The organism is Schauerella aestuarii (assembly GCF_009866805.1).
In the GTDB taxonomy this organism is placed as follows: Bacteria; Pseudomonadota; Gammaproteobacteria; order Burkholderiales; family Burkholderiaceae_B; genus Schauerella; species Schauerella aestuarii.
Genome location: NZ_SIZW01000039.1, coordinates 240,837 through 267,099 on the forward strand (window position 1 = coordinate 240,837; position 26,263 = coordinate 267,099).

The following is a 26,263-nucleotide window of genomic DNA, read 5'->3' on the forward strand; positions in this document are numbered from 1 at the left end:
TCACATGCGGAACACGCCGAAGCGTGTATCGCCAATAGGCGCGTTCAGGGCGGCGGACAATCCCAGGGCCAGCACGCGGCGGGTATCGGCCGGCGCGATGATGCCGTCGTCCCACAGCCGAGCGGTCGCGTAGTAGGGATGCCCCTCGCGTTCGTATTGTTCGCGGATTGGCGTTTTGAACGCCTGTTCGTCTGCGTCGGACCACGTCTGCCCGCGGGCTTCGAGACCGTCGCGGCGCACGGTGGCGAGCACGCTGGCCGCTTGTTCGCCGCCCATCACCGAAATGCGGGCATTGGGCCACATGAACAACATGCGCGGCGAGTACGCCCGGCCGCACATGCCGTAGTTACCGGCGCCGAACGAACCGCCGATGATGATCGTGAACTTCGGAACGGCCGCCGTGGCGACCGCCGTGACCATCTTGGCGCCGTGGCGCGCGATGCCCTCGTTTTCGTATTTGCGGCCCACCATGAAGCCGGTGATGTTCTGCAGGAACACTAGCGGTATCTTGCGCTGCGCACACAACTCGATGAAGTGAGCGCCCTTCTGTGCCGATTCGGAAAACAGGATGCCGTTATTGGCCACGATGCCCACCGGCATGCCGTGGATATGCGCAAAGCCCGTGACGAGCGTGGTGCCGAAGCGGGCCTTGAACTCGTCGAAATCCGAGCCGTCCACGATGCGTGCAATCACTTCGCGCACGTCGTAAGGCTTGCGGGTATCGGCCGGGATGATGCCATTGAGCTCGGCAGGATCGTAAAGGGGCTCGCGCGGTGCGACGCAGGCCATGCCGTGATCGGGTTTGCTGCGATTCAAGCGGGCGACCGATTGTCGTGCCAGCCGCAGTGCATGCGTGTCGTTGGCGGCCAGATGATCCACCACGCCGGAGAGGCGCGTGTGCACGTCGCCGCCGCCCAGATCCTCGGCCGTGACTTCCTCACCAGTGGCGGCCTTGACGAGCGGCGGGCCGCCCAGAAAGATGGTGCCCTGGTTGCGCACGATGATCGACTCATCGCTCATGGCCGGCACATATGCGCCGCCTGCGGTGCAGGATCCCATCACCACCGCAATCTGCGCGATGCCTTGCGAAGACATCACTGCCTGGTTGTAGAAGATGCGACCGAAGTGATCGCGATCCGGAAACACCTCATCCTGCTGCGGCAGGTTGGCGCCGCCCGAGTCGACCAGATAAATGCACGGCAGCCGGTTTTCGAGCGCGATTTCCTGCGCCCGCAGGTGCTTTTTGACGGTGAGCGGATAGTACGTGCCGCCTTTGACCGTGGCGTCGTTGCAGACGATCACGCATTCGACGCCGGCCACCCGGCCGATGCCCGTAATGAGACCCGCGCCCGGTGCTGCGCCCTCGTACATGTCTTGCGCGGCAAGCGGCGAGAACTCGAGAAAGGGCGTGCCCGGATCGAGCAGTTGCTCGACGCGGTCGCGCGGCAACAGCTTGCCGCGTGCGAGATGCTTGTCGCGTGCTGCCTGGCCACCGCCAAGCGCTGTACGCCCGATGTGCTGCGCCAGGTCGTCAAGCTGCGCTTGCATGGCTTGCGCGTTATCGGCGAAGCCTTGCGAACGCGCGTTGATGCGGGTCTCGATAATGGGCATGGGATTGGCCTCAGATCATTTCGACAGCCATCGCCACGGCTTCGCCGCCGCCGATGCACAACGTCGCGACGCCTTTCTTGCCGCCGGACTTGCGCAAGGCGCCGATCAGCGTGGTCATCAAGCGTGCGCCCGAAGCGCCGATGGGGTGGCCGAGGGCGGTGGAGCCGCCGTGCACGTTGACCTTCTCATGCGGCAGATTGAAGTCCTTCATGGCGGCCATCGTGACCACGGCAAACGCCTCGTTGATCTCGTACAGATCGACGTCTTCAGCGCGCCAGCCGGTTTTGGTGAACAGGGTTTTCATGGCGCCGATGGGGGCCGTCGTGAACCAGCCCGGCTCTTGCGAGTGCTGGCTGTGGCCGACGATGCGGGCAAGCGGCGTCACGCCCAGCTTCTTGGCGGTGGATTCGCGCATCAGCACCATTGCCGCCGCGCCGTCGGAAATCGAAGCCGAGGTGGCCGCAGTAACCGTACCGTCCTTCTTGAACGCGGGCTTGAGCGTGGGCACTTTTTCCGGCATCGCCTTGGTGGGCGTTTCGTCCTTGTCGATCACGGTATCGCCTTTGCGGCCGGCCACGGTCACGGGGGCAATTTCCCACTCGAAGCTGCCGTCGTCGCTGGCGGCGCGCGCGCGCTTCAACGATTCGAGCGCGAAGTTGTCTTGTTCTTCGCGGGTAAAGCTGTATTTCGAGGCGCAGTCTTCGGCGAAGACGCCCATGGCCTTGCCCTTGTCGTAGGCGTCTTCCAGGCCATCAAGTGCCATGTGGTCATACACGGTGCTGTGGCCATAGCGGTAGCCCTGGCGACCGCGCAAGAGCAGGTACGGCGCGTTGCTCATGCTCTCCTGGCCGCCGGCCACGACGACCTCGCTCGTGCCTGCCAGGATCATGTCGTGGCCGAACATCGCGGCCTTCAAGCCCGATCCGCACACCTTGTGAATCGTGGTGCACGACACGCCCAGCGGCAAACCCGCGCCGAGTGCGGCCTGACGGGCAGGCGCCTGGCCTTGACCGGCCTGCAGCACGTTACCCATGATCACTTCCTGCACCTGCTCGGGTTTCAGACCGGCGCGCTCGACGGCGGCTTTGATGGCAATGGCGCCGAGCTCGTGCGCGGCCAGCCCCGACAAGTTGCCGAGCATGGCGCCGATGGGCGTGCGGGCAACGGAAACGATGACGACGGGATCGGACATGGTGACACTCCTGAATCGATAGAAGGAAGATTGAATGTACGGCGAACGCAGGCAGGGCCCTTAGGGGGCGCCGCGAGCGTTCGAAAAATAAGACTGGTGCCTAGCAAGTCCTGCCGGACTCGGCCCTCAAGCCGTTTCGTTGAAGAGCTCGCGGCCGATCAGCATGCGGCGGATTTCGCTGGTGCCGGCACCGATTTCATACAGCTTGGCGTCGCGCCACAGGCGTCCGGTGGGGTAATCGTTGATATAGCCGTTGCCGCCCAGGAGCTGGATGCCTTCGCCCGCCATCCACGTGGCCTTTTCGGCGCAATACAGGATGAGCGCAGCGCAATCCTTGCGCACTTCGCGCGCATGGCCCGCACCCAGTTTGTCGAGCTGCTTGCCGACCGCATAGCAGAACGCGCGGCTGGCCTGCATGGTGGTGTAGAGGTCGGCCATCTTGCCCTGAATGAGCTGGAATTCACCGATGGCCTGGCCGAATTGCTTGCGTTCATGCACGTACGGCACGGCTACATCCATCACGGCCTGCATGATGCCCAGGGGCCCGCCGGCGAGCACGGCGCGTTCGTAGTCCAGACCGCTCATCAGCACTTTGACGCCGCCGTTCACCTGGCCGAGCACGTTTTCTTCCGGCACTTCGCAGTCCTGGAAAACGAGCTCGCCGGTATGGCTGCCGCGCATGCCCAGCTTGTCGAGCTTTTGCGCCACCGAGAAACCGGCAAACGATTTCTCGACGATGAACGCCGTGATGCCGCGCTGGTGGGCCTGTACGTCGGTTTTGGCGTACACCACGAGCGTGTCGGCATCGGGGCCGTTGGTGATCCACATCTTGGTGCCGTTGAGCACGTAGCGGTCGCCCTTCTTGTCGGCGCGCAACTTCATGCTCACCACATCGGATCCCGCACCCGGCTCGCTCATCGCCAGGGCGCCGACGTGGTCGCCCGAAATCAGCTTGGGCAGATATTTTTCTTTCTGCGCCGGCGTACCGTTGCGATTGATCTGGTTCACGCACAGGTTCGAATGCGCACCATAAGACAAGGCCACCGAGGCGCTGGCGCGCGACAGTTCTTCCATCACGATCATATGGGCGAGATAGCCCATATTGGTGCCGCCGTATTCCTCGCTGGCCGTCATACCCAGCACGCCCAGGTCGCCGAATTTCTTCCACAGATCCATCGGGAATTGATCGGTACGATCGAGCTCCTGTGCGCGCGGGGCGACTTCGGCTTGCGCGAAGTCCTGCACAGCGCGGCGCAGCATATCGAGGTCTTCGCCCAGATCGAAATTCAGACCGGGAATGTCCATGTTTGTCTCCTGACGTACTGCTTGGCTTTTCGTTATTCGGGATAGGGCTTCTGGCGTGCCGCCTGCATGATCAATTGCGGGTCTCGTGCCGGCGCTTACTTCGGGTCCTCATCGGGCAGACGCTTATCGTGTGCGCGCTACGTCGACCGTTGCAACTGCTGCAACAGCACCTCGCACTGACGCTCCTGAACTTCAATTTCACTGAGTGCATCATCGATATCCCGACGTTGTTGCGCCAGCGTTTCGCGATGCTGGTGCAGCACGCTCAAATACTGCCGCAACTGCGGTTCGGTATCGCCCGGACCGTCATACATGTCGATGAGCGTACGAATTTCCGATAACTGCAGACCCAGCCGCTTGCCTCGCAACGCGAGTTTCAAACGCGTGCGATCCCGTGTGGCATAGACACGATTGCGACCGTCGCGGCTCGGGCTGACGATGCCCTGATCCTCATAAAACCGGATCGTGCGGGGCGTGACGTCGAACTCGCGGGCGAGATCGGAAATGGTCCAGTTCTTGGTAGGCATGCGGCGATTAGCAGTTTACGTAAACGTAAAGTTATGATGACATCAAAGCAACGTCAAGTGTGGAGTGATGGCAAAAATGAATCCGAACGAGCAGAAACTGCAATACCCCTGGGGCGACACGCTGCCGGAGCCCGGTCAGGCCCTGGATGTGGCGGAGGGCGTGAAGTGGGTGCGGCTGCCGTTGCCGTTCGCGCTGGATCACGTCAACGTCTGGCTGCTGCGCGACACCTTCAACGGGCGCGACGGCTGGACGGTGGTCGATTGCGGCGTGACGCGCGACAACCTCAAGGCGCAGTGGGAGCAGGTGTTCGAACATGCGCTGGAAGGCTTGCCAGTGGTACGCGTGCTAGTCACCCACATGCACCCCGACCACATCGGGCTGGCGCACTGGATCTGCGACCGCTGGCAGGCGCCTTTGTGGATGACGATGACCGACTACTTCGTCGCGCGGTACTTTTCGCAGCCCTCAACCGAAGGCGGTGGGCCGGCCGGCGAAGCCGCGGTGCAGCACTTCATGCGTCATGGATTGACCGATCCCGAATCGCAGGCATTTTTGCGCGAGCGCGCAAAGTATTACCCCGATCTGGTGCCCGCCGTGCCGTCCACCTATCACCGCATCGTGGACGGCGATCGCGTGCGCATCGGCGGGCGCGATTGGCGCGCCATCGTGGGATACGGCCATGCACCCGAGCATATTTCCTTGCAATGCGATGACCTGGGTGTGCTGATTTCGGGCGACATGGTGTTGCCGCGCATTTCCACCAACATCAGCGTGTTCGACTACGAGCCTGATGCCAACTCGCTGCAGCTATACCTCAACTCGCTCGACCGCTATGAAGGCATTCCGGAAACGACGCTCGTGCTGCCGTCACACGGCCGCCCCTTCAAGGGCCTGCACGAGCGCATCCGGCAGCAACATGAGCATCACGCTGCGCGCCTCGAAGAAGTGATGGTGGCTTGCCGCGAAGCCCCGCGTTCCACCAGCGATATCGTGCCGATCATGTTTTTGCGCAAGCTCGACATGCATCAGATGACGTTTGCCATGGGCGAGGCGCTGGCGCACTTGAACATGCTGATGCATCAAGGCAAGCTCACGCGTGCCATGGGCGATGACGGCGTGCTGCGGTTCTCGGCGGTGTGAGGCACGGCGGTTTGGCGGGCGCCATGCCGTGTGCGATGCGCCTGACCGCCCATAGTTACAGCCACAGCCACAGCCACAGCTACTGATACGCTATCGCGACGCCGTCACCAGCTTGATTGCCAGCCCCAGGAAAACGAGGCTGGCGATGCGATTCAGGTTGCGCTCGGCGCGTGGCGAACGCGCCATTGCGCGGCCCAGGCTGCCGGCGCAGAACGCGATCACGCTGAACACCATGAATGCCGCCAGCATGAACAGCAGTCCCAGCTCGACCGTTTGCATCACAACCGATCCCTGCTCAGGGCGAATGAACTGCGGCAGGAAGGCGAGGAAGAAGATGGACAGTTTGGGATTGCTGACGCTCATCAGGATGCCGCGACGGTACAGGGCGCCCAGCGGGGCGGCGGCCGGTGCCGCCTGGAGGGTGCTGTTGCCCGACGCACGCCAGGCTTGCCACGCGAGATACAGCAAGTACATCGCGCCCAGTACTTTGAGCACCGTAAACGCCGTGGCCGACGCAGCAATCACGGCGGCCACGCCCAGCGCGACGGCTGCGGTATGCACCACCAGCCCCGAACACAATCCGGAAACCGCCGCCAATCCGGCGCGCGGTCCCCAGCGGGCCGATTGCAGCAACACGAAGATATTGTCCGGCCCGGGCGCAAGCGCGAGCAAGACCGAAAGACCGAAAAAGGCCAGTGCCGTATCCAGACTGATCATATGTGTGCGGCCTGATGATGCATTGTTTGTCCCCAACCTCTGAACCGTCCGTAGACGGCGCTTGCGTGCCCCCTGCAGTGGGGCGGGCCCGTCGTTGCGGCATGATACGACGATTGTTTGAAGGAGACCCCGCATGACGATTGCCCAAGACGATACGCTGCTCGAGACCTGGCTGCGCGGCCGCCGCAGTTGCCGCGCGTTCACGCCCGATCCGGTGCCGCGCGCTTCGATCGAACGCATCCTCACCCTTGCCCAGCGCACCGCATCCTGGAACAACGTGCAGCCCTGGGAGGTCACGATCGCCTCCGGTGCGGCGTGCGACAGGTTGCGCGCGGCCCTGGTCGCACGCGCCGAGAGCGATCTACCGGCCCAGCCCGATTTTGCGTGGCCCGCCGCTTATCGCGACCAGTATCTGGCGCGCCGGCGCGAATGCGGTTTTCAGTTGTATGACGCGGTGGGCGTGGTGCGCGGCGACAAGGCCGCTTATCGCCAGCAGTCGTTGCAGAACTTTCATCTCTTCGGCGCGCCGCATGTGGCGATCGTCACCTCGCCAGCCGACCTGGGTATCTACGGTGCCATCGATTGCGGTGGGTATGTGTCGACCTTCATGCTGGCCGCGCAGGCCAATGGTGTCGCCACGATCGCCCAGGCCGCGCTGGCCAGTTATCCGGAGGTGTTGCGCGAGCAGTTGAACCTGGCAGAAGACCGCAAGGTCGTCTGCGCCATCTCGTTCGGCTTCGAAGATCCCACGCACGCCTCGGCCACGTATCGCACCACCCGCGCGCCATTGTCCGAGGTCGTCACTTGGCAGGACGAGTAGCCAGATGGCATGGCTCAAGCCCGCTGCGCGTTGAACGAGCGGGTACATCGCTGCGGCGTTGCGCCCACATCCGCGACGTGCATGGTGCGCAGCCGTTAACATAACGCTCGACTCTTTTTTCGGCGATCCGTTTCATGGCTTCTTCGACCCGCACGCATATCGACACGCTTTTGCAGCACACTGGCACCGCAGCCTTCGACGAGGTGTCGGGCGCCGCGCCGGTGGCGTTGCCGCCGATGCGCACCAGCACGGTGCGCTTCAAGGATCTGGCAGCACTCGACGTGGCGCAGAAGCGCAAGGCGGCGGGTGACCGCGTGGTGACGTACGGCCGCATGGGAATGGATACCAACGCGGCGCTCGAGGATGTGTTCAAGCAACTCGAAGGCGGCACGCATTGCTATCTGGCGCCGTCCGGTCTATCGGCGGTGACGATGACGATGCTCGCGTTGCTGTCCGCCGGCGATCATGCGCTGGTGTCCGACAACGTCTATGGACCGGTGCGTTATCTCGATCAGACGGTGCTGCAGCGTCTCAACATTTCGATCACGTATTTTTCGTCGCAGGACGACCTTGAGGCGTTGCGTCAGGACAATACGAAGCTCCTGTACGTCGAGTCGCCAGGATCGCTGCTGTTCGAGATGCTCGATATCCCGGCGCTGGCCACGTTCGCCAATCGGCACGGTCTGGTGCTGGCGGCCGACAACACCTGGGGCTCGGGTTACATCTACCGGCCGCTCGAATTGGGCGCGCATGTGTCCGTGATTGCAGGCACCAAGTACGTGGGCGGCCACTCCGATCTGATGCTCGGTGCCGTCGTCACGACCAATGAAGCGATCGCGAAGAAGCTCAATCAAACCCAATACGCCATGGGCTATGCGGTCAGTGCCGACGATGCCTGGCTGGCCTTGCGCGGCGTGCGTACCTTGCCGATCCGCATGACGCATCACGCGGCAAGTGCGTTGACGGTATGCACGTTCCTTGAGTCGCGGCCCGAAGTGGCACGTATTCATCATCCGGCCTGGGCCAAGGATCCCGGACATGCGCTGTGGCAGCGCGATTGCACGGGGTCCAACGGCATGCTGGCCGTGGCGCTCAAGCTCGATGCCGAACGCGCGCGCAGGTTCGTGGATGCGCTCACGCTTTTCGGCATCGGCTTTTCGTGGGGCGGGTACGAGAGCCTGGTGCAGTACGTGGAGCCTTCCACGCTCACGCCGCACCGGTACTGGAATCACGCCACCGAGACGCTCGTGCGCCTGCATATCGGCCTGGAGGCCACGCAGGACATCATCGACGATCTCACGCAGGCCCTGGATCGCGCGTCGGCCTAGGAACCGGTTGAAAGCGCCGAATCCCGTTGTGAGGCGGTAGACGAAGCGCGATCGAGAAGCGGCGCCGCCGAGAGGGCGCGCATCGAGAACACGCTGGCGGAGAACAGGCGGGCCGCGAATCAACGCAGTCGAGACGTAAAAAAAAAGGCCACTTTCGAAGTGGCCTTTTTTGCTTATGCGCAGTCGCTTATTTGGCGGCGTTGCGCACCATCGGGATCAGCTTGTCCACTTCCTGGATCGCGCCGGCGTAGCTGTTGCCGGCCATCACGGGCGAGGTCAGGTACTTGCCGCCCACGGACAGCGACGGCGTGCCTTCGACGCGATACGCTTGTGCGAGCTGGTTGGCACGTTGAACCTGACTTTGCACGCTGAACGAATCGAACACCGATTCGAATTGCGTCTTGTCCACGCCTTGGTCGGCGGCCCACTGCACCAGCGCCTTCTTGTCGAACAGACGCTTCTTCTCGTTATGGATGGCCAGGAACACCTTGGGATGCAGATCCAGGCGATTCATGGCGGCCAAGGCGTAGAACATTTGCTGCAGCGGCTGCATGCTGGCGTTGAACGCGATCGGCACACGCTTGAGTTGCACGTCTTGCGGAGCCTTCTTCTCCCACTCTTCGAGCATCGGCTCCATGGCGGCGCAATGCGGGCAGGTGTAGGCGAAAAACTCGAGCACTTCGATCTTGCCCGGGGTGTCCGAGGGCATCGGCGGGTTCAGTTCGAGGTAGGGCTGGCCGCTTTGCGCGTGTGCCGCCGGCATCAGGAAAGTCGAAGCCGCCAAAGCCAGGGCGGCCAGTGCGCGGGTAAACGTCGAGTTCATTGGTGAAGTTCCAATCAGAAAAAGGAAGTACAAAAAAGATAAGGTACGGACAGCGGGGCGAGGCAAGAGTTCAACCGGCCGGCCCGATGAACAGGCCGGCGATCGCTACTGCTGGCGCACCACGGCCGAGTCGATCTTGCTTTCGCCCAGTTGCGAACGCGCGCGGTTCATGTCGTCGAGCCGGGCGAATGGCCCGACGCGCACGCGATTGATCTGCACACCGTTGACCTCGGCGCGTTGAATGGCCACCGGCAATCCGATGAGCAGAATGCGGGCACGCAGCGACTCTGCATCCTCGAGCCCACGGTAGGCGCCGGCTTGCAGGAAATACGATCCGGGGGGTGCGGGTGCGCCTGCGGGCGGCGCGGGCGCACGCGGCGTGGCCTGCGCCTTGGCGTTTGCCGCAGCGCTGGGCGGATTGGGCAGGCTGGCGATCAGCGCGCCCAGATCGTCGCCGGTGGAGGGCGGTGGCGTGCCGGCAGCGGCCGGGGGCGGTGCGGCAGGTTGCACGCCCGGCAGCGGGGCAGGTGCGGTATCGGTGGGGCCGCTGGGCGCCGTGCCGGCGGGACCATCGCGGCCGTACAGCGCCACATTGGGGTCCGGCGCCTGACGCGGATCGGGCAGTTGCGCTTGCTGCTTCTCGCGCGAGGCGCGATCGACGAAGGGCATGGGCGCTTGCGTGACGTAAAACGCCACGCCGGCCGCCACCACCAGGCCGATCAGCAGTCCGGCAAGAACGCCGTAAAGCGTGCTGCCGCGTTCGCTTTTGCGTTTGACGGGTTTTCGCTTTGTTGCCATAGAGTGATGTTACATCCGTTCCGGAGCGCTTACGCCCAGCAGGGCCAGGCCATTGGCGATCACCTGACGGGTGGCCGTGGCCAATTGCAGGCGGGCGCGCATCAATGCGACGTCGTCGATGCGCACGCGCTCGGCGTTGTACCAGGCATGGAAATCGGCCGCGCAATCACGCAGCCAGAACGCGATCAGGTGAGGCGACAATTCGTCGGCAGCCAGCGCCACGACCGCCGGGAAGCCCGAGAGCCGCTGCATCAGCGCGAACTCAGTGGGCGCCGTCAAAAGCGACACGTCGCCTGCTGCGATCGCAGCCTCGGTTTCGCCGGCTTGCGACACCATGGTGCAGATGCGCGCATGGGCGTACTGAATGTAATAGACGGGGTTTTCGTCGCTCTTCGACAAGGCCAGATCGACATCGAACACGAACTCGGTATCGGCGCGGCGCTGGATCAGGAAGAAGCGGGCGGCGTCCTGGCCCACCCAGTCGACCAGGTCGCGCAGGGTGACGTAGCTGCCGGCGCGCTTGGAAATCTTGACCTCTTCGCCACCGCGCACCACCTTGACCATCTTGTGCAGGATGTAGGCCGGGAAATCCTTGGGGATGCCGACGTTCAGCGCCTGCAAGCCGGCGCGCACGCGCGCCACCGTGCCGTGGTGGTCGCTGCCCTGGATGTTGATGGCGTGATGAAAGCCCCGTTCCCATTTGGCGATGTGATACGCCACATCGGGTACGAAATAGGTGTAGCCGCCCTCGCGCTTGCGCATGACGCGGTCTTTGTCGTCACCGGTACCGAGTTCGGTGGTGCGCAGCCACAGCGCATCGTCGAGCTCGTACGTGTGACCGCTGGCGACCAGCTTGGTCACCGTATCTTCGACGCGGCCTGAGGTGTAGAGCGAGCTTTCGAGATAGTAATTATCGAACTTCAGACCGAAGGCTTGAAGATCGAGATCCTGCTCCCGGCGCAGATAGGCCACTGCAAAACGCCGGATGGCATCGAGGTCGTCGATGTCGCCTTTGGCCGGCACCGGCTCGCCGTCGGCGCATTGCACCGTGGCGCAAGCCAGATAATCGCGTGCGATATCGCCGATGTATTCGCCCTTGTAGCCGTCGGCGGGATAGTCGGGCGAATCGGGCGTGATGCCGCGGCCGCGCGCCTGCACGCTGATCGCGAGATTGGCGATCTGATTGCCGGCGTCGTTGTAATAGAACTCGCGCGTGACATCGAAGCCGCGCGCGTCGAACAGGCGGCACAGTGCGTCACCCAGCGCCGCCTGGCGGGCATGGCCGACGTGCAGCGGGCCGGTGGGGTTGGCCGACACGAACTCGACCAGGACCTTGTCGGTGCGCGGTGCCGCGCGGCCGAACGCGCCGCCTTGCGCGGCGATGGCGCCAAGCACGGCCTGGCGGGCGGCAGGCGTTACGCGGAAATTGAGGAATCCGGGACCGGCGATCTCGACCGCTGCCAGCACGTCGCGTGCGCCGGGCTGCGCCAGCAGCGCATCGGCGATTTCCTGCGCCAGTTCGCGCGGGTTGCGCCGGGCGGGCTTGGCCAACTGCATGGCGACGTTGCAGGCCAGATCGCCGTGCGCGGCGACCTTCGGGCGCTCCAGCGCAATGGTGGGCGCCGCGTCGGGCAAAACCTGCCGGACGGCGGCGGAAATCAGGGCGATAAGGGAGTCTTGTTGCTCGAGGAGCATGAGGCGGTCGGGAAAAGTCTGAAGTGGAAAAAGGAGGCGCGCGCTCGGGCCGTGGGTGCGGCGGCGGCTGTCGGGAATGGCCCGAAATGTGCCCTGCATCATAGCCGATCCGCACCTTGCGCGAGCGGGGTCATCGTCCGATCTGCAAGCCCAGCGTGTCGCGCAGCCAGAGCCGGTAGCCGCGCATGTCGACCGTGCCGGCCACCGGCCCGTCCCGATCGGTGCCGGGTGCCCGACGGTCGATATACGGTTCGACCTCGCGGCGCTGCACGCCGCCCAGCAGGGGATCCCGCTCTTGCTGGTAGAGGGGCAGGCCATGGGTATCCTGCACGGTTCGGTCGCCGCTGTCGAAATCCTGAAACACCGGGCGGGGCACACGATTGTCGTGCAGCAAGGGGGTGCTCACCTGGCGCAGCTGGTGCGCCAGGGGGGCGAGGTCGACGCCGCCTACGCGCGCCTGCCAGGCCATCCATTGCAATGCCACGTTGGAGATATCGCCGCCCGTTGCCGTCCGGGTGCCGCCACCCACATCGCTGTGCGCACCCAGGAACGGCGCTTCGACGGTATTGCCGCCCGCGCCGATGAGTGACGTCACGGGGAAGATCATGCGACGCTCGTGCAGGGCGACGGCATGCGCCACCCAGCGCCATGCGGTTTTGATTGCCATATTGAAGTCGCGGTCGTCGGCACCCAGCAGACCGAACTGCATCACGCTGTCGAAGAGGCCGATGAACCGCAGGTCGACGCATGCCGAGATGATGCCGCGCTCGCCGTCGTCGAGGAAAAACCGGCCGTCGCGCACGCGCGCGGCAATGCGGTTGGCGAACTCCCGCGCCAGTGCCGCGCCGCGAGAATAGCCCACCAGATCGATCGCCAAGGCGCCTGCGCCGCCGGCATCCTGGTGGGCGCTCAGGGCATCGAGCAGGTGATTCCATTGTTTTTCCAGAATTTCGCTGGCCGACGAGGCGGCGATACCGTCCCAGTCGATGCGGTCGCGCCGCCCGGGGCCCCGGTGATAGAACACGTCGCCGCCTGTGTAATGTTGGGCGAACAGCATGACGTTGGTCTGCGTGACGGGATCGTTGCGCGTGCCATCGAACGCAAACAACAGCAATCCAAGGGGGTCGACGAAGCGCCGGGGTTGCTGTGCCGCGTAGCCGTAAACGCTGTTGCCCGGAAGCGGTCCCATGGGGTCCGGTTCGAGATAGTGACCCGCCGCCGGATCGTAGGTGCGCAGATAGTTGTCATGCCATCCGGTGACGGCATCGGCCCGCTGGCCGGGCATGCGCAGCGGCATGTCGAGGGCTCCGGCGGCGGCGATCAACGCGCCCGTGGGGCTGTGGTCGCCCTCCCAGGCGACGCGGCCCGCGCGGTCGGTCAATCGCCATGGCACACCGACCGCGTCGGCCTCGACGCGCATCAGGCGCCCTGCTGCAGGCGTGCCCGTTGACGTGATGTCGTACACGATCCAGCCCACAGGTTGGCTACCGGCATGAATGGCACGCCGCAGCACACGCAGGCCCGCCGGCGTGGCTTGCGCATCGGCCACCCAGCGATTGCCGTGATAGAGGCGATGCGCCGTGCGATCGCCGAACCGCGCCAGGATCTGTTCGCCGAATGCATTGTGTGCGTAGGTGGCTTCGGTGTGTTGTCCCACCTGTACCCGTTGTAGACGGCGATCGGGGCCGTAGATCAACGTGCGCGGGCCCACGTGCAAGGGAAGTCCGCTGGCGTCGCGCGCGATGGCGGCAAGCGCGTTGCCCGCAGGATCGAGCGTGCCTGCGGCTGCCCCCGTGCGTTGCCAGGCATACCAGTACTGGCCGGCGCCGGGGTCCGTTAGCCCTGCGACTGCGCCCGCTGCTGTCGTGTTCGTAGACGAGTGCGCCGTGACTCGCGCGCCCACCAGACGCGAGGCGGCGTCGTACACGTAGGCGCGGCCCCAGCCGGGCCGCAGGCGGTGCGTTTCGCGCATGACGCGGCCCGCATCATCCAGATGAACCTGCGCGTTTGCACTTGCGTCCAATGCGGCAGGATCGGTCGCTGGCCACACCGGCCATGTGGTGCCCTCGGCATCGGTCCAGGTAATGGTGGCGGCGGTTTGCGAGTCACCCATCCACGTGTAATGCAGCGCCCCGCCTTCGGGCAGATCGTGGCGGATCAATCGCCCTGCATCGTCCCACACATACCCATCGCGATACTGCACGGTACGGGCTTGCCCGACGGTCGAAAGCTTGGCACCCTTGCCCGCACGGATGCGGGTGGCGGCACCGATACCGGGTGGCGCCGGCGGCGTTGGCGGCTTGCCGAGCACCTGAGCGAGCGTTGCCGGCCGAATGGCCGTGCGCGCCGTCAGTCTGCCGCGGGCGTCGTACTCGCGGTATTCCGTTTCATACGGATGGCCGATGTAGGCTGGCAATCCGTCGCGCCACGCGATGCGCGTGCGCAGGGCGTACGGTGAGCGCGGCGTCGTGGCCAGCAGATCGATCGTCTGACCTGCAGCATCGCGCGATATCTGCAGCCGGTCGCCGTTGGCGAAAAGCCGGCCGGCCAATCGGCCTGCCACGTCGTAGCGGCGCGTTTCGCGGCCGGTGGCCGTGCTGTACCACGCCGTCAGCCGTCCATGGGTATCGAAGGTTTGCCGCAGGCCGGGCCAGCCGGGATGGTCGACGGCGATGTCGCGGATGCGGCCGGCTGCGTCACGCGTCAAGGTCACGTCGTTCGCCCGTGCGAGCCGGCCATCTCGGTCGTAGGCCAGTCGCAGCCCGGGTGGTGCACAGCCGGTACAGCCTGCGCCCTCGACTTGCGTCACCACGAAGCGGTCGCCCACCTGCGCGGTATGCACCTGCGTGGCGCCGCTGGGCTCCCGTACCTCGGTGAGGCCGACGTCGCCATCGCCCAGGGGCGTGCGGACATAGGCGATCGCGGTTGCGGTGGCGGCGTCGTCGGGCGCGCCACGCGTGGCACGGATCACCCGTCCGTAGCGGTCGTATCGCCAACTGCGTTGGCGCCACGCGACGCCCTCGGCGGTGACAATGCTGATCCCGGTCAAGCGGTGTGCATCGCCGGCTTGAAAGGCAGACTCGTAGTGATAGCGCCGTTGCATGCCATCGGGACGCGTCATCGTTTCCAGACGGTCAGGCGCGCGCGCGCCGGTGCCACCGGCATATTCGTAGGTCAATTGCCCATGCGGGGTGTCGATGGCGGCAAGACGTGCCTCGCGGGCGTGCAGATCATAGTGAAAGATGAGCGAAGCGCCATCGGCGCCTCGCACCGCCAGGATCTCGCCGCGCAATGCGCCGGCGCCGATCTCCCGTTCGATCGTCAGGGCCCGGCCGTTTCCAGCCATCGCCACGGTACGCCCGCCCGCGTCGAAGCGGATGACGCTGCCGGGCAGCGGTTGCCAGTGCGAGGTCGGGCCTGCGCGTTGCAGCGTACCGGCCGCCCCGCGTACCGCAAGGCAGTCGCCGCTCTGCAGGGGGCAATCGAAGGTGTGCCGCGTGCCATCGGCTGCGACGATCTGTGCCCGGGTGCCACTGAGATAGAGGCGGTCGTCCAGATCCAGTGCCCAGCCGCGCCCCAGCGTCCCGGGCCGAGGATCGCGGCTATTGAAGTGGCGGATGAGCGCCAGCCCTCCCGTGCCTGGTAGCCTCGGCAGGTCGGTTTCCCGCTGGTATTTGTTGCCTGTGACGGCATGCACCGGGTTGCCGATGCCCACATTCGGCGCCGGCCCATCGGCGCGATCGGGACAGGGTGCGCCGATCTCACTGGGGCCGCATCCCGCGGCCTGCGCGTTTGCAACACCGCCCGTGGCCCCGAGCGCCAGCGTCCACAACATCGCCCACCGCAGCCCCCACCGCAGGCCCATGGCCGTGGCGGTCGTTCCAGCCACCACGATCGCGTCGTACCCTTGCATCGCATCCCCGTCGCCTGTCGGCGGTTACCTAGGTGGCGTCCATCGCCACGCTCGGGGCATGATGCAAGTTGGCATGCGTCTGACGATCGGGTAGTGTATGAACCTATCTATTGAGGGATATAACAATATGTTGATCACGTTCAGCTCCAACGCCGCTGCCGATGTTCTGATGCTGTCGGAGCATGCCTTGCCTCTGCTGCATGCCGCCGGCAAGCATTTCGACGGGAGCTTGCCCGATCGCGGGGTCTTCACCAAAGAGCAACTGCCCAGCGCCATCGAAGGCCTCGAAACCCTGGTGCGCGGTGCGCCGGCATTGGCCGATGAGGACGAAGACGACGATGCGCCGCCGGTACCGGCCATGGAGCGCGCCGTCAGCCTTCGCCAGCGCGCCTTTCCGCTGATCGACCTGATGCGCCGTGCGCAAGCGTCGGGCGACAACGTCATGTGGGAATCCGCTTCGCCCTATTGACGGCGACTTTATTCCATCTGGAGATCAGTGCTCATGCGCAGCGACGTCACGATCATTTTCGATGCCCGCCGCCGGTTGGATCTGGCGGCGCAAGTCGAACCCACGCAAACCAGCGCCGATGCGGCCCGCCAGTGGTTCGATACCGCCTGGGACACGCTCGGCTGCGAGCCGTTGCGGCCCAGCGGCAAAGTGCTGCTGCTCGATCGCATCATGGGCGTCGCCGATGCGCTCGGGTACGACGTGCTCTCGACCGACGCGGCCCAGGCGCAGACCTTTGCGGAGCACGCAGCGCTCGCGCTCGGCAAGCCGCGCATCACCGTCGATCTGCCCGGCCTCACGGTCGGTTATTGACGCCTTCATCCTTTCCTTTGCGCCGGTTGCCATGACTGCCGATTTGAATCGTTTGAGCGCCGTCGACCTGGCCGCGCAGTTGCAAAGCCGTGCGCTTACTGCCGAGCAGGTGACGCGTGCGTGTCTGGCGCGCATTGCGCAGCGCGACGGCGAGATTCACGCCTGGGCGCACATCGATCCCGATTACGCCCTGGCGCAGGCGCGCAGCCTGGATGCCGGGCCCATTCTCGGGCCCTTGCATGGCGTGCCGCTGGGGGTGAAGGATATTTTCGACACGGCCGATCTGCCCACGAGCTACGGATCGCCGATCTACGAAGGCAATCGACCGGCGCAGGATGCCGCAGCCGTCGCACTGTGCCGCGCGGCGGGTGCCGTCGTTCTGGGCAAAACCGTAACGACCGAGTTCGCCAGTTATCAACGGCCGCCGACGCGCAACCCCTGGCATACGGCGTATACGCCGGGCGGGTCGTCGAGCGGTTCGGCCGCTTCGGTGGCCGACGCCATGACGCCGCTCGCCTTGGGCACCCAAACGGCCGGCTCCATCATTCGCCCGGCAGCCTACTGCGGCATCGTCGGCTTCAAACCCAGCTTTGGCGCGGTACCGCGCGCCGGATGCAAAGCTTTGGCCGATTCGCTCGACACCTTGGGCGGCTTTGGCCGCAGCATCGATGACGTGGCGCTCCTGGCCTCGGTATTGATGCGCGAGCCGGCAATGCTGACCGCGCGCCGCGACGCCGCACCGCGCGTGGGCATGTATCGCAGTCTGCATTGGCGTCATGCCGCGCCGGAAACGCGCGAGGCATTCACGACGGCCGCCGAACGGCTGAAGGCCGCGGGGGTGGAGGTGGTGGACACGCCGCTGCCCGATGCCCACTGTGCACTGATGCAGTTGCAGGCCGACATCATGGCCTACGAATCCGTGGGCGCATTGGCTTTCGAGCGGTGGCGTCATGCCGACCGCCTGAGTCCGGCGTTGGCCGCGATCCTGGATGGCGGTGCGCGTATCACGCGTGCGCAGCATCTGGCCAATCTGGCGCAGGCGGCCGACATTCGCGGACGCGTCGAGCGCTTGTTCGGCGAGTGCGATGTGCTCTTGACGCCCAGCGCAACGGGAGAAGCCCCGTTCGCCGATCAGGGCACAGGCGACCCGCTCTTCTGCCGCCTGTGGACACTCTTGGGTGTGCCGTGCGTTCACTTGCCGTTCGCCAAGGGCCCGCAAGGATTGCCGGTGGGATTGCAGGCGATCGGCCGCATCGGTCATGACGTCGACCTGATGGCGGCCGCCCGCTGGGTGCATCCGTTGCTGCAGGACCAGGCCGCGTGATGCGCTGAAGACGAAGGCGCCGTCATTCTCCGATCCACCAGGTAATGCTCTCGCCGCGACCGCGCGCGATCGATGTTCGCGACATAGAAAAAGGGTGGCCCTCGGCTGAGGGCCACCCTTTATCGCTTTCGTCGCAATGGCATCCGCAACTGCCCGGCATGCACTGCATAGGGGCCAACACACACGGCACGCCGTGTGTATTGCCGCGACGTTTTACGCCGGCGTCGTTTCCGATTCGATGGCTTGCGGATCGCTTTCCACACCGTTCTTGGCGTGGCGATTGATGGCGCTCAGAAGTGCCTGGAACGAGGCCGTCACGATGTCGCGGTCGATGCCCACGCCGAAGCCGGTGGCCGAGTCGCCCAACCGCACTTCCACGTAGCAGGCAGCGCGCGTGTCGGTACCCGTACCGATGGCATGCTCGTGATAATCCATGATGCGTACAGGCAAGGCCATGGCGTCGACGAAGGCGGAAATGGCGCCGTCGCCCACGCCGGTCACCGTGCGCTTGTCGCCTTCATGCATCACGTCGGCCGTGATCGCGAAGTGACGGCCTTCACCGGCAGCGGGATCGCCCTCGATGCGGTGGCGCACCAGCGACCAGGGCGTACGTTGCGTCAAATACTCGCTATTGAAAATATCGAACACATCGCTCGCCGTGACTTCGCGGCCCGTTTCGTCGGTGTGGCGCTGAATGGCGCGGCTGAATTCGATCTGCAACCGGCGCGGCAAGACCAGGCCGTGTTCCTGTTCGAGCAGGTACGACACGCCGCCCTTGCCTGATTGGCTGTTCACGCGGATGACGGCATCGTAGCTGCGGCCGAGATCGGCCGGGTCGATCGGCAAGTACGGCACTTCCCACGGTTGATCGGCCTTCTGCTGCGCAAAGCCTTTCTTGATCGCGTCCTGGTGCGAACCCGAAAACGCGGTGAAGACGAGGTCGCCCACATACGGGTGGCGCGGATGAACCGGCAACTGATTGCAGTACTCCACGCAACGGCGCACTTCGTCGATATCGGAGAAGTCCAGGCCCGGGTGCACGCCCTGCGTGTAGAGGTTCAAGGCCAATGTCACCAGATCGACGTTGCCGGTACGCTCACCGCTGCCGAACAAGCAACCCTCGACGCGATCGGCGCCGGCCATCACGGCAAGCTCGGCCGCCGCGACGGCGGTGCCGCGATCGTTGTGGGGATGCACGCTCAATACGATGCTGTCGCGACGGTCGAGATGCGTGTGCATCCATTCGATCTGGTCGGCGTACATGTTGGGCGTCGTCGCTTCGATCGTCGCCGGCAAGTTCAGAATGATCTTGTTGTCGGGCGTGGCACCCCAGGCTTCGGCCACCGCATTGGACACGTCCAGCGCAAACTCGGGCTCGGTCGTGCTGAAGACTTCCGGCGAGTACTCGTAGTGCCACTCGGTTTTCGGGTATTTCGCCATCGTCTTCTTGATGATGTGCGTCGACGATACGGCCAGGTTCTTGATTTCGTCGCAGGTCATGTTGAACACGATCTTGCGGAATGCGGGCGCGCACGCGCTGTACAGATGCACGATGGCCTGCTTTGCGCCAGCCGCCGATTCAACGGTGCGCGAAATCAGATCCTCGCGGGCCTGGGTAAGCACAATGATGGTGACGTCGTCGGGAATACGGTTTTCGTCGATGAGCTTGCGGACGAAGTCGAAGTCCGTCTGCGAGGCCGAAGGGAAACCCACCTCGATTTCTTTGAAGCCGATCTTGATCAACTGGTCGAAAAAGCGGATCTTGCGGTCCACGCTCATCGGCTCGATCAACGACTGATTGCCGTCGCGCAGGTCGGTGCTCATCCAGATCGGCGGCGTCGTGATGCGGCGGCTGGGCCAGGTGCGTTCGGCGAAGTCGGCGGTGAACGGTTTGAACGGAATGTATTTTTGAGCGGGATTGGCAAACATGTCGATGTGTCCTTAGGGGTGCAGCCAACGCGGGTCGTCTTTCAGGCGAGCACACAGTCGACGGATACGTCGCGGGCTCAGCCGATCGGTGAGACAAAAGCGTTAGTCAGGGGTAAGACAGAAACTGCGGAGATCTACGTGTGGCAAGCGTGGTTGCCGAGCTACCACGGAGCGCTAGGCTCGGCGACCGATCGGTAGCGATAGCAGTAGTGCGGCGCGTGCGGCCGAACGTTGCGCAGCAGCTTGTGCGACCATGGCGCGCCCGGAGAAGGCACGCGAGCCATCGAACGAAGCCGATGCGATGGAAGCAGACGCGACCGCCCCGGTTGCGATGGAATCGCAACCGACTGTCGAGGAAATGGACATGTGGGCGGTGGACATAGGATGTAAGTCGAACACATTTTCGGGCGCCGCGCAAATTATTTTTGTCGAGCGGCTCGACCTTGGGGGGCGCCGAAAACGGTTTAGCGGGTGATGCCCGGTTCGGCGCGACCCGCATTGACGCTGCGCGGCTTGCCGCCCAGCGTGGGTTCCTGATCGTGACGGCCGGTGGGATCGACGGCAGGCGCAATCGCCGGACGCGTCGTGCGGCCGCGGTCAGGCGTGGGCGCGACGTCGACGGGTCCGCCGGCAGTCTTGCGGCGCAGGGCGGCTGCGGGCCGCGCTTCATCGCGCAATACCGCTTCCTGTTCACGGACCAGTTCGATCTTCTCGATGCGTCCGTGGCGGGTTTCTTGTACTGTACGACGCAGGTCGCCGATCGTGAGGGGTTCGTCGCGCGGGTTCCACACCCATTGCATGACGTCGACGACACCTTCGGAGAGGCCGGCCACGAGATCCGCGAGCACGTCGGCGGCGACCGGCGTGGCACGCCCAGCGGCGATACTGCCGTTAAGCCATGATCGAACGCCGAAAAAGACGATCAGCGTCCAGATGGCCACGACCACCCACCAGAGGTAAGGATTGATGCGCACCATTAAGTCGACAGCTTGCTGTCCCATCGCGGCAAATGCGCTGTAATCCAGCGTTCGTCCAAATGCCAACAGGCGGGAGGACACGAACAGCCACACCACGAAGGCAATGACGAGCACCACCGCGCGCATGATGAAGCGCGGACCGGATAATTTGAGCACCGTCTGGTTGATCGACCGGCAATCCTGCTTAATGCGGTCAGGTGAAGTGAGCGTCTTCATGCAAAATAGCGTCCTATGAGTCGTCCAGCGTTAGAACTTCGTCCTGGTCAGCATCTTACGCTGACTCCGCAGTTGCAGCAGTCGATCCGATTGTTGCAATTGTCGACGCTCGAACTCGAATTGGAGATCTCGCAAGCCCTCTCGGACAACCCCTTGCTCGAGCGCGAAGACGACTTTCCGGGCGACGAGCCTGTGGCGGCCGGCGACGAGCCGGGCGAGGCCGCCGATGCGCCTGCAGATGAGCGTGAGCACGACGATGGTGCCGCGGGCGGCGAGGACTTCAGCGGCGAGTCGTACGGCAGCGGCGGCGGACAAGGCGATGACGAGGACAGCGGCCCGCCGGAGTCGACGCGGCAGGAAACCTTGCGTGAGCATCTCCTCAATCAGTTGGGTGTCACGCGCGTCAGTGCGCGCGACATGGCGCTCATCGGTCTGTTGATCGACGAACTCGACGAAAACGGCTACCTCGGTTCGCCGCTCGAGGAGGTGCTGAGCTGGTTGCCGCCCGAGATCGATGCAGATCTCGATGAACTGCGCGCCGCACTCACCTTTCTGCAGTCCTTCGATCCGGCAGGCGTGGGGGCCACCACGCTGGCGGACTGTTTGCTGTTGCAGTTGCGACAACCCGACCTGACAACCATGCCGGATGCCGCGCGGCCCGTGGTGCTGCAATGCGCGCGCGCCATCTGTGCCGACCACCTGCTTCTCTTGGGGGCGGGCAATGCGCCGCGCTTGAAAGAGCTCTTGCGTTGCGATGACGCGACGTTGCGGGCCGCACACGGCTTGATCCTGAAGCTCGACCCCCGTCCGGGCCGACGATGGTCCGTGCCGGCGGCCGATTTTGCGGTGCCTGATGTAATCGTGCGCCGTACGCGCAAAGGGTGGCAGGTCTCGCTGAACACGGCGGCCATGCCGCGACTGCGCATCAATGCGCTTTATGCCCAGATGCTGGGCAATCAACGCGAGTCGCACCACGCCGGGTTGCAATCGCAATTGCAGCAGGCGCGCTGGATGATCAAGAACGTCGAGCAGCGGTTCGACACGATCCTTCGCGTTTCTCAAGCCATCGTCGATCGCCAGAGCGGCTTTTTCAGCAAAGGGCCCGCTGCCATGCGGCCGCTGATCCTCAAGGACATCGCCGGCGAACTCGGCTTGCACGAATCGACGATCTCTCGCGCCACCACGCAAAAGTTCATGCTCACCCCATTTGGCACCCTGGAGCTCAAGTTTTTCTTTGGCGCAGGCGTGGCGACCGACGACGGCGATTCGGCATCGGCCACCGCTGTTCAGGCGCACATTCGCCAACTTGTGGCGGAAGAAAATCGGAGCAAACCGCTGTCCGACAACCAGATCACGCAAAAGCTGGCTGAGCAGGGAATCGTTATCGCACGTCGAACGGTTGCCAAGTACCGCGAATCGCTACGCATCGCACCGGCTTCGTTGCGCCGCGCGCAGGCTTCCATGAGCCGGCCGGCCTAGGCTATCAGGCCGAGGCCGCTGTCACAAAAGGGCGCTTGCGCTAATGCGAATAATTTTCGATAATTATTCTCATGTACATTTGCGTATGTAATGCAATCACCGAACGTCAGGTCCGCGCCAGCGTGGACCGCGGTGCGACGTCCCTCGAAGATCTTCAATTCGAGCTGGGCGTTGCGAGCTGCTGCGGTCGCTGTGCAGATACGGCATTGGAATATCTGCCCGGCGGACGCTGCTCCAGTGTCTGCGCTGGTCACGATAGCGCGATAGGCCACCCAGTGCCGCATACCCGCCCCGCACTGCCGCCCACGCACGCCGCCAATACGTTCCCGATTCGCCTGGTCGCCGCCGCTTGAGTAGCGCGCACGTTGCATGACTGCAACGGCGTCTATTTCGAGCGTGCATGGCGTCAGGTGGCGTTTGCCGGTTCATGGCAGCATTTGCGTCCCGTTCTTCGGGCGCCGCAGCCGTGTTTTCGCAGCAGCAAACCCGCCAAGAGCACCGCATAGCGCGACGTGCCCTCAAGCCGCTTTGCCATCGATATTCATACTCATTATCCTGACGCTTTCGGCTCGCGCTCGCGTAGCGGTTAACCAAATGCAGTCACAGGCTGGTGCGCGCCCTGTGCTCGGTGTTAGCCTCTGCGGGTTGCAGCGCCCAACCGCTTCGTTCATGCGGTGTTCTGGCGGCGCTTGCCAGACCCATCAGGAGTACACCCCATGAAAGGCGATCCCATCGTTGTTCAGTTTCTGAACAAGCAGCTCACCAACGAGCTGACGGCCATCAACCAGTATTTCTTGCATGCCCGCATGCTGAACCATTGGGGCTTCACGAAGCTCGGCAAGCACGAGTACGAAGAGTCCATCGGCGAGATGAAGCATGCGGATCGTTTGATCGAACGCATTTTCATGCTCGACGGCCTGCCCAATCTGCAAGACCTCCACAAGTTGCTGATCGGCGAGGACGTGCCCGAGTTGCTGGCCTGTGATTTGAAGGTCGAGCAAGGTGCCCAAGCCACTGTGAAGGAAGCGATCGCGCATTGCGAATCGGTGCGCGATTACGTGTCGCGCGACTTGTTTCAGGACATCCTGGACGACACCGAAGAGCACATCGACTATCTGGAAACCCAGATCGATCTGATCGACAAGGTCGGCGTGCAAAATTACCTGCAATCGCAGATGGAAGTCTATAGCGGCTGAGTCGCGTATCGACGGACGTAGAAAAGGCACCCTCGGGTGCCTTTTTCATTCTGCGCGTCGCATCACGTGCGATGCACTGAGCTAGGCCTATTCGCCCGGCCGACGCGGGCACTCGGGGATCGAGCCCCACGCTTGATTGGGCGCACAGTATTTGTTGCGCGCGTTCCACGAGCACGTGGGGCGTTCGAAGAAGCCTGCATTGGCGCACTGCGCGAGTTCCTGGCGCAAGGCCCCTTGCCAGCCATTGGCACCCGTGGCGGGAGCCGGACGGGCCTGCGCGTAAGCCATTTGCGGCGCTTGCTGCACCATCTCGGCACCACCATAACCGCTCGACACCGAAATCTGCCCACGAATGGGCGGTGCGACCGGTGCGGCAGGTACGGGTGGCATCAGATCGAGGGTGCTGACATCCGAGCCGCCCGGCAACGTCGTTTGGGCGGCAGCCGCAACTTCACGCGCTTGCTCGGCCGTCATGCCGGATTTCGACAGCAAAATCGAAGGATCCTTGACGGTGTCGAACAACGACACCATCTGCACGTTCCATTTCAGGTCGGCCGGTTTGTCGGGAATACCCAGCGTGCCATCGACGCGAGGTTGCGGCGGTTGTGCCACAAAGGCGCGGCCGTTCGCGTCGAGAACCGGCTGCGCGCCGTTTTCGTCCTGGCCCGGTGCCGGCGTGGCCGGCGGCGCGTGTTCGACCAGCCAGTCGCCCAGCCGCATGCCGCCGAATGCGGATGCGCCAAGCGCCAGTAAAAGTACGACTAACAAGAACCGCCAAGACATCCCTAACCTCGTATACCTGTGAGATCCGCTCAGGCGCGCATCTTTTCGCTAAACACCTGTCCGCCATGCTCACGCATCGCGTGGAACTTCACGTCCGGGTACAACTCCTCAGCCACCCGGAGCTGCGCCGACGAGCCGATCAAGAAGGCCGCAGCATCCACCACATCATAGGCGATATGGGCAGCGTTGGCATCCATGAACTTGCGTAGTGCTTTCGGGTCATCCGAGGTGATCCAGCGGGCCATTGTGTAGCGTGACGGCATCAGGCGCGCGTCGGCACCATATTCCGTTTTCAGGCGATGAGCCACCACTTCGAACTGCAGCTGACCGACCGCGCCCAGCAGCAACGCGCCGCCGGCGGCCACGGGCCGGAAAACCTGAATGGCGCCTTCCTCGCCCAACTGGGCCAAACCGGTACGCAACTGCTTCATGCGCAGGGGATCTTTCACTTCAACGGCCTGGAACAGCTCGGGCGCGAAAAAGGGCAGGCCGGTGAACTGCAGGATTTCGCCTTCGGTCAGTACGTCGCCCAACTGCAACACGCCATGATTGGGAATGCCGATCACGTCGCCCGCGTAGGCTTCGTCCAGCAACTCGCGCCGTTGCGACAGAAACGACACGACGTTGTTCGGACGCATTTCCTTATTGGTGCGGCACACCTTCAAACGCATGCCACGATCGAATTTGCCCGAACTTACGCGCACGAACGCCACACGATCGCGGTGCGACGGGTCCATATTCGCCTGCACCTTGAACACCACGCCCGTGAACTTGGGCTCGTCGGGCTTGACCTCGCGTTGCAGCGCCTGGCGGGCGCCCGGCTGCGGGGCCAGATCGACCAGGGCGTCGAGCACTTCCTGCACGCCGAAGTTATTGACCGCCGATCCGAAAAAGACCGGGGCCTGCTTTGCGGCGAGAAACGCGTCGTGGTCGAAGGCGGGCGAGGCGGCGGTGATGAGTTCGATTTCCGAACTGGCCTGCTCGAAGGCCGATCCGAATCGCTTGGCGATTTCGGGGTTCTGCAGCCCGTCGATGATGTCGTCGTCCGCGCCGCGGCGCTCCTGGCCCGCGCGGAAAATGCGCATACGGTCGCGGCGGATATCGAAGACGCCGCCAAACGACTTGCCCATGCCTACCGGCCATGAGAAGGGTACGGCATCCATCCCGAGATGAGCCTCCATCTCGGAGAGCAGATCGAGCGGATCGCGCACTTCACGGTCCATCTTGTTGATGAACGCGATGATGGGGGTGTTGCGGGCCCGGCACACCTGAAGCAAGCGGATGGTTTGCGGTTCGACACCATTGGCGGCGTCGATCACCATCAATGCGGCGTCTACCGCCGTCAGCACGCGATAGGTGTCTTCGGAGAAGTCGGCGTGGCCCGGGGTATCGAGCAGATTGATCACGCAATCGCGATATTCCATCTGCATCACGGACGAGGCGACCGAAATGCCCCGTTGTTTTTCGATTTCCATCCAGTCCGACGACGCGTGGCGAGTCGCCTTGCGCGCCTTCACGCTGCCGGCGATCTGAATCGCGCCCGCGAACAGCAGCAGCTTTTCGGTCAGCGTGGTTTTACCCGCATCGGGGTGGGAAATGATGGCAAATGTGCGGCGACGCGCAACTTCTTCTTTGATCGTCATGATGTGCGAATTCTACAGCCGCGCGC

General features: G+C 64.0%; 23 protein-coding genes. 10 read left to right on the forward strand and 13 right to left on the reverse strand.

What is annotated here, in order from left to right; all coding sequences use genetic code 11:
- The 4 genes from EYW45_RS04165 to EYW45_RS04180 form a co-directional block, all read right to left on the reverse strand.
- The gene (locus EYW45_RS04165; RefSeq protein WP_161134109.1) at positions 1–1,611 is read right to left on the reverse strand and encodes a carboxyl transferase domain-containing protein; all 1,611 of its coding nucleotides are present in this window, start codon (positions 1,609–1,611) and stop codon (positions 1–3) included.
- A 10-nt stretch (positions 1,612–1,621) separates the two neighbouring features.
- On the reverse strand, positions 1,622–2,803 hold the full coding sequence (locus EYW45_RS04170; RefSeq protein ID WP_161134110.1) for an acetyl-CoA C-acetyltransferase: 1,182 nt from the start codon (positions 2,801–2,803) through the stop codon (positions 1,622–1,624).
- A gap of 126 nt (positions 2,804–2,929) precedes the next feature.
- Complete coding sequence (locus EYW45_RS04175; protein WP_161134111.1) at positions 2,930–4,108, reverse strand: isovaleryl-CoA dehydrogenase; 1,179 nt, start codon at positions 4,106–4,108, stop codon at positions 2,930–2,932.
- A 137-nt stretch (positions 4,109–4,245) separates the two neighbouring features.
- Positions 4,246–4,635, reverse strand: coding sequence for a MerR family transcriptional regulator (locus EYW45_RS04180; RefSeq protein WP_161134112.1), 390 nt, complete (start codon positions 4,633–4,635; stop codon positions 4,246–4,248).
- 76 nt (positions 4,636–4,711) lie between these two features.
- Between EYW45_RS04180 and EYW45_RS04185 the strand changes: the two genes are divergently transcribed.
- The gene (locus EYW45_RS04185) at positions 4,712–5,776 is read left to right on the forward strand and encodes an MBL fold metallo-hydrolase (RefSeq protein ID WP_161134113.1); all 1,065 of its coding nucleotides are present in this window, start codon (positions 4,712–4,714) and stop codon (positions 5,774–5,776) included.
- A gap of 90 nt (positions 5,777–5,866) precedes the next feature.
- Here the strand turns inward: EYW45_RS04185 and EYW45_RS04190 are convergent, their stop codons facing one another.
- Complete coding sequence (locus tag EYW45_RS04190; protein WP_161134114.1) at positions 5,867–6,493, reverse strand: LysE family translocator; 627 nt, start codon at positions 6,491–6,493, stop codon at positions 5,867–5,869.
- Positions 6,494–6,626: 133 nt separating this feature from the next.
- Between EYW45_RS04190 and EYW45_RS04195 the strand changes: the two genes are divergently transcribed.
- Positions 6,627–7,313 (forward strand): nitroreductase, encoded by a 687-nt coding sequence (locus EYW45_RS04195; RefSeq protein WP_161134115.1) that lies wholly within the window; start codon positions 6,627–6,629, stop codon positions 7,311–7,313.
- Between the two features lie 134 nt (positions 7,314–7,447).
- A complete protein-coding gene (metC, locus tag EYW45_RS04200) occupies positions 7,448–8,641 on the forward strand; it encodes a cystathionine beta-lyase (RefSeq protein WP_161134116.1) in 1,194 nt (397 codons plus the stop codon).
- Between the two features lie 187 nt (positions 8,642–8,828).
- Here metC and EYW45_RS04205 read toward each other — a convergent pair whose 3' ends face one another.
- From EYW45_RS04205 to EYW45_RS04220, 4 genes are all read right to left on the reverse strand, one after another.
- Positions 8,829–9,464, reverse strand: coding sequence for a thiol:disulfide interchange protein DsbA/DsbL (locus tag EYW45_RS04205; protein ID WP_161134117.1), 636 nt, complete (start codon positions 9,462–9,464; stop codon positions 8,829–8,831).
- A gap of 105 nt (positions 9,465–9,569) precedes the next feature.
- Positions 9,570–10,262 (reverse strand): SPOR domain-containing protein, encoded by a 693-nt coding sequence (locus tag EYW45_RS04210; protein WP_161134118.1) that lies wholly within the window; start codon positions 10,260–10,262, stop codon positions 9,570–9,572.
- Between the two features lie 9 nt (positions 10,263–10,271).
- Positions 10,272–11,957 carry an arginine--tRNA ligase gene (gene argS / locus EYW45_RS04215; RefSeq protein ID WP_161134119.1) on the reverse strand — a complete coding sequence of 562 codons (1,686 nt, stop codon included), beginning with the start codon at positions 11,955–11,957 and terminating at the stop codon, positions 10,272–10,274.
- A 130-nt stretch (positions 11,958–12,087) separates the two neighbouring features.
- Positions 12,088–15,870, reverse strand: coding sequence for a phospholipase effector Tle1 domain-containing protein (locus EYW45_RS04220; protein WP_161134120.1), 3,783 nt, complete (start codon positions 15,868–15,870; stop codon positions 12,088–12,090).
- 127 nt (positions 15,871–15,997) lie between these two features.
- Here EYW45_RS04220 and EYW45_RS04225 point away from each other — a divergent pair, with 127 nt between their 5' ends.
- Genes EYW45_RS04225 through EYW45_RS04235 form a run of 3 tightly spaced genes read left to right on the forward strand, consistent with a single transcriptional unit; the run spans position 15,998 to position 18,014 of the window.
- Positions 15,998–16,339 carry a DUF1840 domain-containing protein gene (locus EYW45_RS04225; RefSeq protein ID WP_161134587.1) on the forward strand — a complete coding sequence of 114 codons (342 nt, stop codon included), beginning with the start codon at positions 15,998–16,000 and terminating at the stop codon, positions 16,337–16,339.
- Positions 16,340–16,372: 33 nt separating this feature from the next.
- The gene (locus tag EYW45_RS04230) at positions 16,373–16,690 is read left to right on the forward strand and encodes a hypothetical protein (RefSeq protein ID WP_161134121.1); all 318 of its coding nucleotides are present in this window, start codon (positions 16,373–16,375) and stop codon (positions 16,688–16,690) included.
- A gap of 31 nt (positions 16,691–16,721) precedes the next feature.
- Positions 16,722–18,014 carry an amidase gene (locus EYW45_RS04235; protein WP_161134122.1) on the forward strand — a complete coding sequence of 431 codons (1,293 nt, stop codon included), beginning with the start codon at positions 16,722–16,724 and terminating at the stop codon, positions 18,012–18,014.
- Between the two features lie 213 nt (positions 18,015–18,227).
- On the opposite strand, the gene leuA is transcribed toward EYW45_RS04235, so the two are convergent.
- Positions 18,228–19,943 (reverse strand): 2-isopropylmalate synthase, encoded by a 1,716-nt coding sequence (gene leuA / locus EYW45_RS04240; protein ID WP_161134123.1) that lies wholly within the window; start codon positions 19,941–19,943, stop codon positions 18,228–18,230.
- 253 nt (positions 19,944–20,196) lie between these two features.
- Between leuA and EYW45_RS04245 the strand changes: the two genes are divergently transcribed.
- Positions 20,197–20,418: a hypothetical protein gene (locus EYW45_RS04245; protein WP_161134124.1), complete on the forward strand. Its 222-nt coding sequence runs from the start codon at positions 20,197–20,199 to the stop codon at positions 20,416–20,418.
- Here EYW45_RS04245 and EYW45_RS04250 read toward each other — a convergent pair.
- On the reverse strand, positions 20,408–21,136 hold the full coding sequence (locus EYW45_RS04250) for a hypothetical protein (protein ID WP_161134125.1): 729 nt from the start codon (positions 21,134–21,136) through the stop codon (positions 20,408–20,410). The two genes, EYW45_RS04245 and EYW45_RS04250, sit on opposite strands and share 11 nt — an antisense overlap.
- Before the next feature lie 15 nt (positions 21,137–21,151).
- Here EYW45_RS04250 and rpoN point away from each other — a divergent pair, with 15 nt between their 5' ends.
- From rpoN to bfr, 3 genes are all read left to right on the forward strand, one after another.
- On the forward strand, positions 21,152–22,615 hold the full coding sequence (gene rpoN / locus EYW45_RS04255; protein ID WP_161134126.1) for an RNA polymerase factor sigma-54: 1,464 nt from the start codon (positions 21,152–21,154) through the stop codon (positions 22,613–22,615).
- A 71-nt stretch (positions 22,616–22,686) separates the two neighbouring features.
- Positions 22,687–22,968 (forward strand): (2Fe-2S)-binding protein, encoded by a 282-nt coding sequence (locus tag EYW45_RS04260; RefSeq protein WP_161134127.1) that lies wholly within the window; start codon positions 22,687–22,689, stop codon positions 22,966–22,968.
- Between the two features lie 363 nt (positions 22,969–23,331).
- On the forward strand, positions 23,332–23,811 hold the full coding sequence (gene bfr, locus EYW45_RS04265) for a bacterioferritin (RefSeq protein ID WP_161134128.1): 480 nt from the start codon (positions 23,332–23,334) through the stop codon (positions 23,809–23,811).
- A gap of 87 nt (positions 23,812–23,898) precedes the next feature.
- Here the strand turns inward: bfr and EYW45_RS04270 are convergent, their stop codons facing one another.
- Positions 23,899–24,594: a hypothetical protein gene (locus EYW45_RS04270; RefSeq protein WP_161134129.1), complete on the reverse strand. Its 696-nt coding sequence runs from the start codon at positions 24,592–24,594 to the stop codon at positions 23,899–23,901.
- A gap of 29 nt (positions 24,595–24,623) precedes the next feature.
- Positions 24,624–26,237: a peptide chain release factor 3 gene (locus EYW45_RS04275; protein WP_161134130.1), complete on the reverse strand. Its 1,614-nt coding sequence runs from the start codon at positions 26,235–26,237 to the stop codon at positions 24,624–24,626.
- Positions 26,238–26,263: the final 26 nt, after the last annotated feature.

What these genes read in the sequence shown, in the direction of transcription:
- EYW45_RS04185 (WP_161134113.1), top strand. Translation starts at nt 4,712, where the DNA reads ATGAATCCGAACGAGCAGAAACTGCAATACCCCTGGGGCGACACGCTG.
- EYW45_RS04175 (WP_161134111.1), bottom strand. Translation starts at nt 4,108, where the DNA reads ATGGACATTCCCGGTCTGAATTTCGATCTGGGCGAAGACCTCGATATG.
- EYW45_RS04260 (WP_161134127.1), top strand. Translation starts at nt 22,687, where the DNA reads ATGTACATTTGCGTATGTAATGCAATCACCGAACGTCAGGTCCGCGCC.
- EYW45_RS04275 (WP_161134130.1), bottom strand. Translation starts at nt 26,237, where the DNA reads ATGACGATCAAAGAAGAAGTTGCGCGTCGCCGCACATTTGCCATCATT.
- EYW45_RS04250 (WP_161134125.1), bottom strand. Translation starts at nt 21,136, where the DNA reads ATGAAGACGCTCACTTCACCTGACCGCATTAAGCAGGATTGCCGGTCG.
- EYW45_RS04180 (WP_161134112.1), bottom strand. Translation starts at nt 4,635, where the DNA reads ATGCCTACCAAGAACTGGACCATTTCCGATCTCGCCCGCGAGTTCGAC.
- leuA (WP_161134123.1), bottom strand. Translation starts at nt 19,943, where the DNA reads ATGTTTGCCAATCCCGCTCAAAAATACATTCCGTTCAAACCGTTCACC.
- EYW45_RS04225 (WP_161134587.1), top strand. Translation starts at nt 15,998, where the DNA reads ATGTTGATCACGTTCAGCTCCAACGCCGCTGCCGATGTTCTGATGCTG.
- EYW45_RS04235 (WP_161134122.1), top strand. Translation starts at nt 16,722, where the DNA reads ATGACTGCCGATTTGAATCGTTTGAGCGCCGTCGACCTGGCCGCGCAG.
- EYW45_RS04230 (WP_161134121.1), top strand. Translation starts at nt 16,373, where the DNA reads ATGCGCAGCGACGTCACGATCATTTTCGATGCCCGCCGCCGGTTGGAT.
- rpoN (WP_161134126.1), top strand. Translation starts at nt 21,152, where the DNA reads ATGAGTCGTCCAGCGTTAGAACTTCGTCCTGGTCAGCATCTTACGCTG.
- EYW45_RS04210 (WP_161134118.1), bottom strand. Translation starts at nt 10,262, where the DNA reads ATGGCAACAAAGCGAAAACCCGTCAAACGCAAAAGCGAACGCGGCAGC.
- EYW45_RS04170 (WP_161134110.1), bottom strand. Translation starts at nt 2,803, where the DNA reads ATGTCCGATCCCGTCGTCATCGTTTCCGTTGCCCGCACGCCCATCGGC.
- EYW45_RS04270 (WP_161134129.1), bottom strand. Translation starts at nt 24,594, where the DNA reads ATGTCTTGGCGGTTCTTGTTAGTCGTACTTTTACTGGCGCTTGGCGCA.
- bfr (WP_161134128.1), top strand. Translation starts at nt 23,332, where the DNA reads ATGAAAGGCGATCCCATCGTTGTTCAGTTTCTGAACAAGCAGCTCACC.
- EYW45_RS04165 (WP_161134109.1), bottom strand. Translation starts at nt 1,611, where the DNA reads ATGCCCATTATCGAGACCCGCATCAACGCGCGTTCGCAAGGCTTCGCC.
- EYW45_RS04220 (WP_161134120.1), bottom strand. Translation starts at nt 15,870, where the DNA reads ATGCAAGGGTACGACGCGATCGTGGTGGCTGGAACGACCGCCACGGCC.
- EYW45_RS04195 (WP_161134115.1), top strand. Translation starts at nt 6,627, where the DNA reads ATGACGATTGCCCAAGACGATACGCTGCTCGAGACCTGGCTGCGCGGC.
- EYW45_RS04205 (WP_161134117.1), bottom strand. Translation starts at nt 9,464, where the DNA reads ATGAACTCGACGTTTACCCGCGCACTGGCCGCCCTGGCTTTGGCGGCT.
- argS (WP_161134119.1), bottom strand. Translation starts at nt 11,957, where the DNA reads ATGCTCCTCGAGCAACAAGACTCCCTTATCGCCCTGATTTCCGCCGCC.
- EYW45_RS04245 (WP_161134124.1), top strand. Translation starts at nt 20,197, where the DNA reads ATGGCGCGCCCGGAGAAGGCACGCGAGCCATCGAACGAAGCCGATGCG.
- EYW45_RS04190 (WP_161134114.1), bottom strand. Translation starts at nt 6,493, where the DNA reads ATGATCAGTCTGGATACGGCACTGGCCTTTTTCGGTCTTTCGGTCTTG.
- metC (WP_161134116.1), top strand. Translation starts at nt 7,448, where the DNA reads ATGGCTTCTTCGACCCGCACGCATATCGACACGCTTTTGCAGCACACT.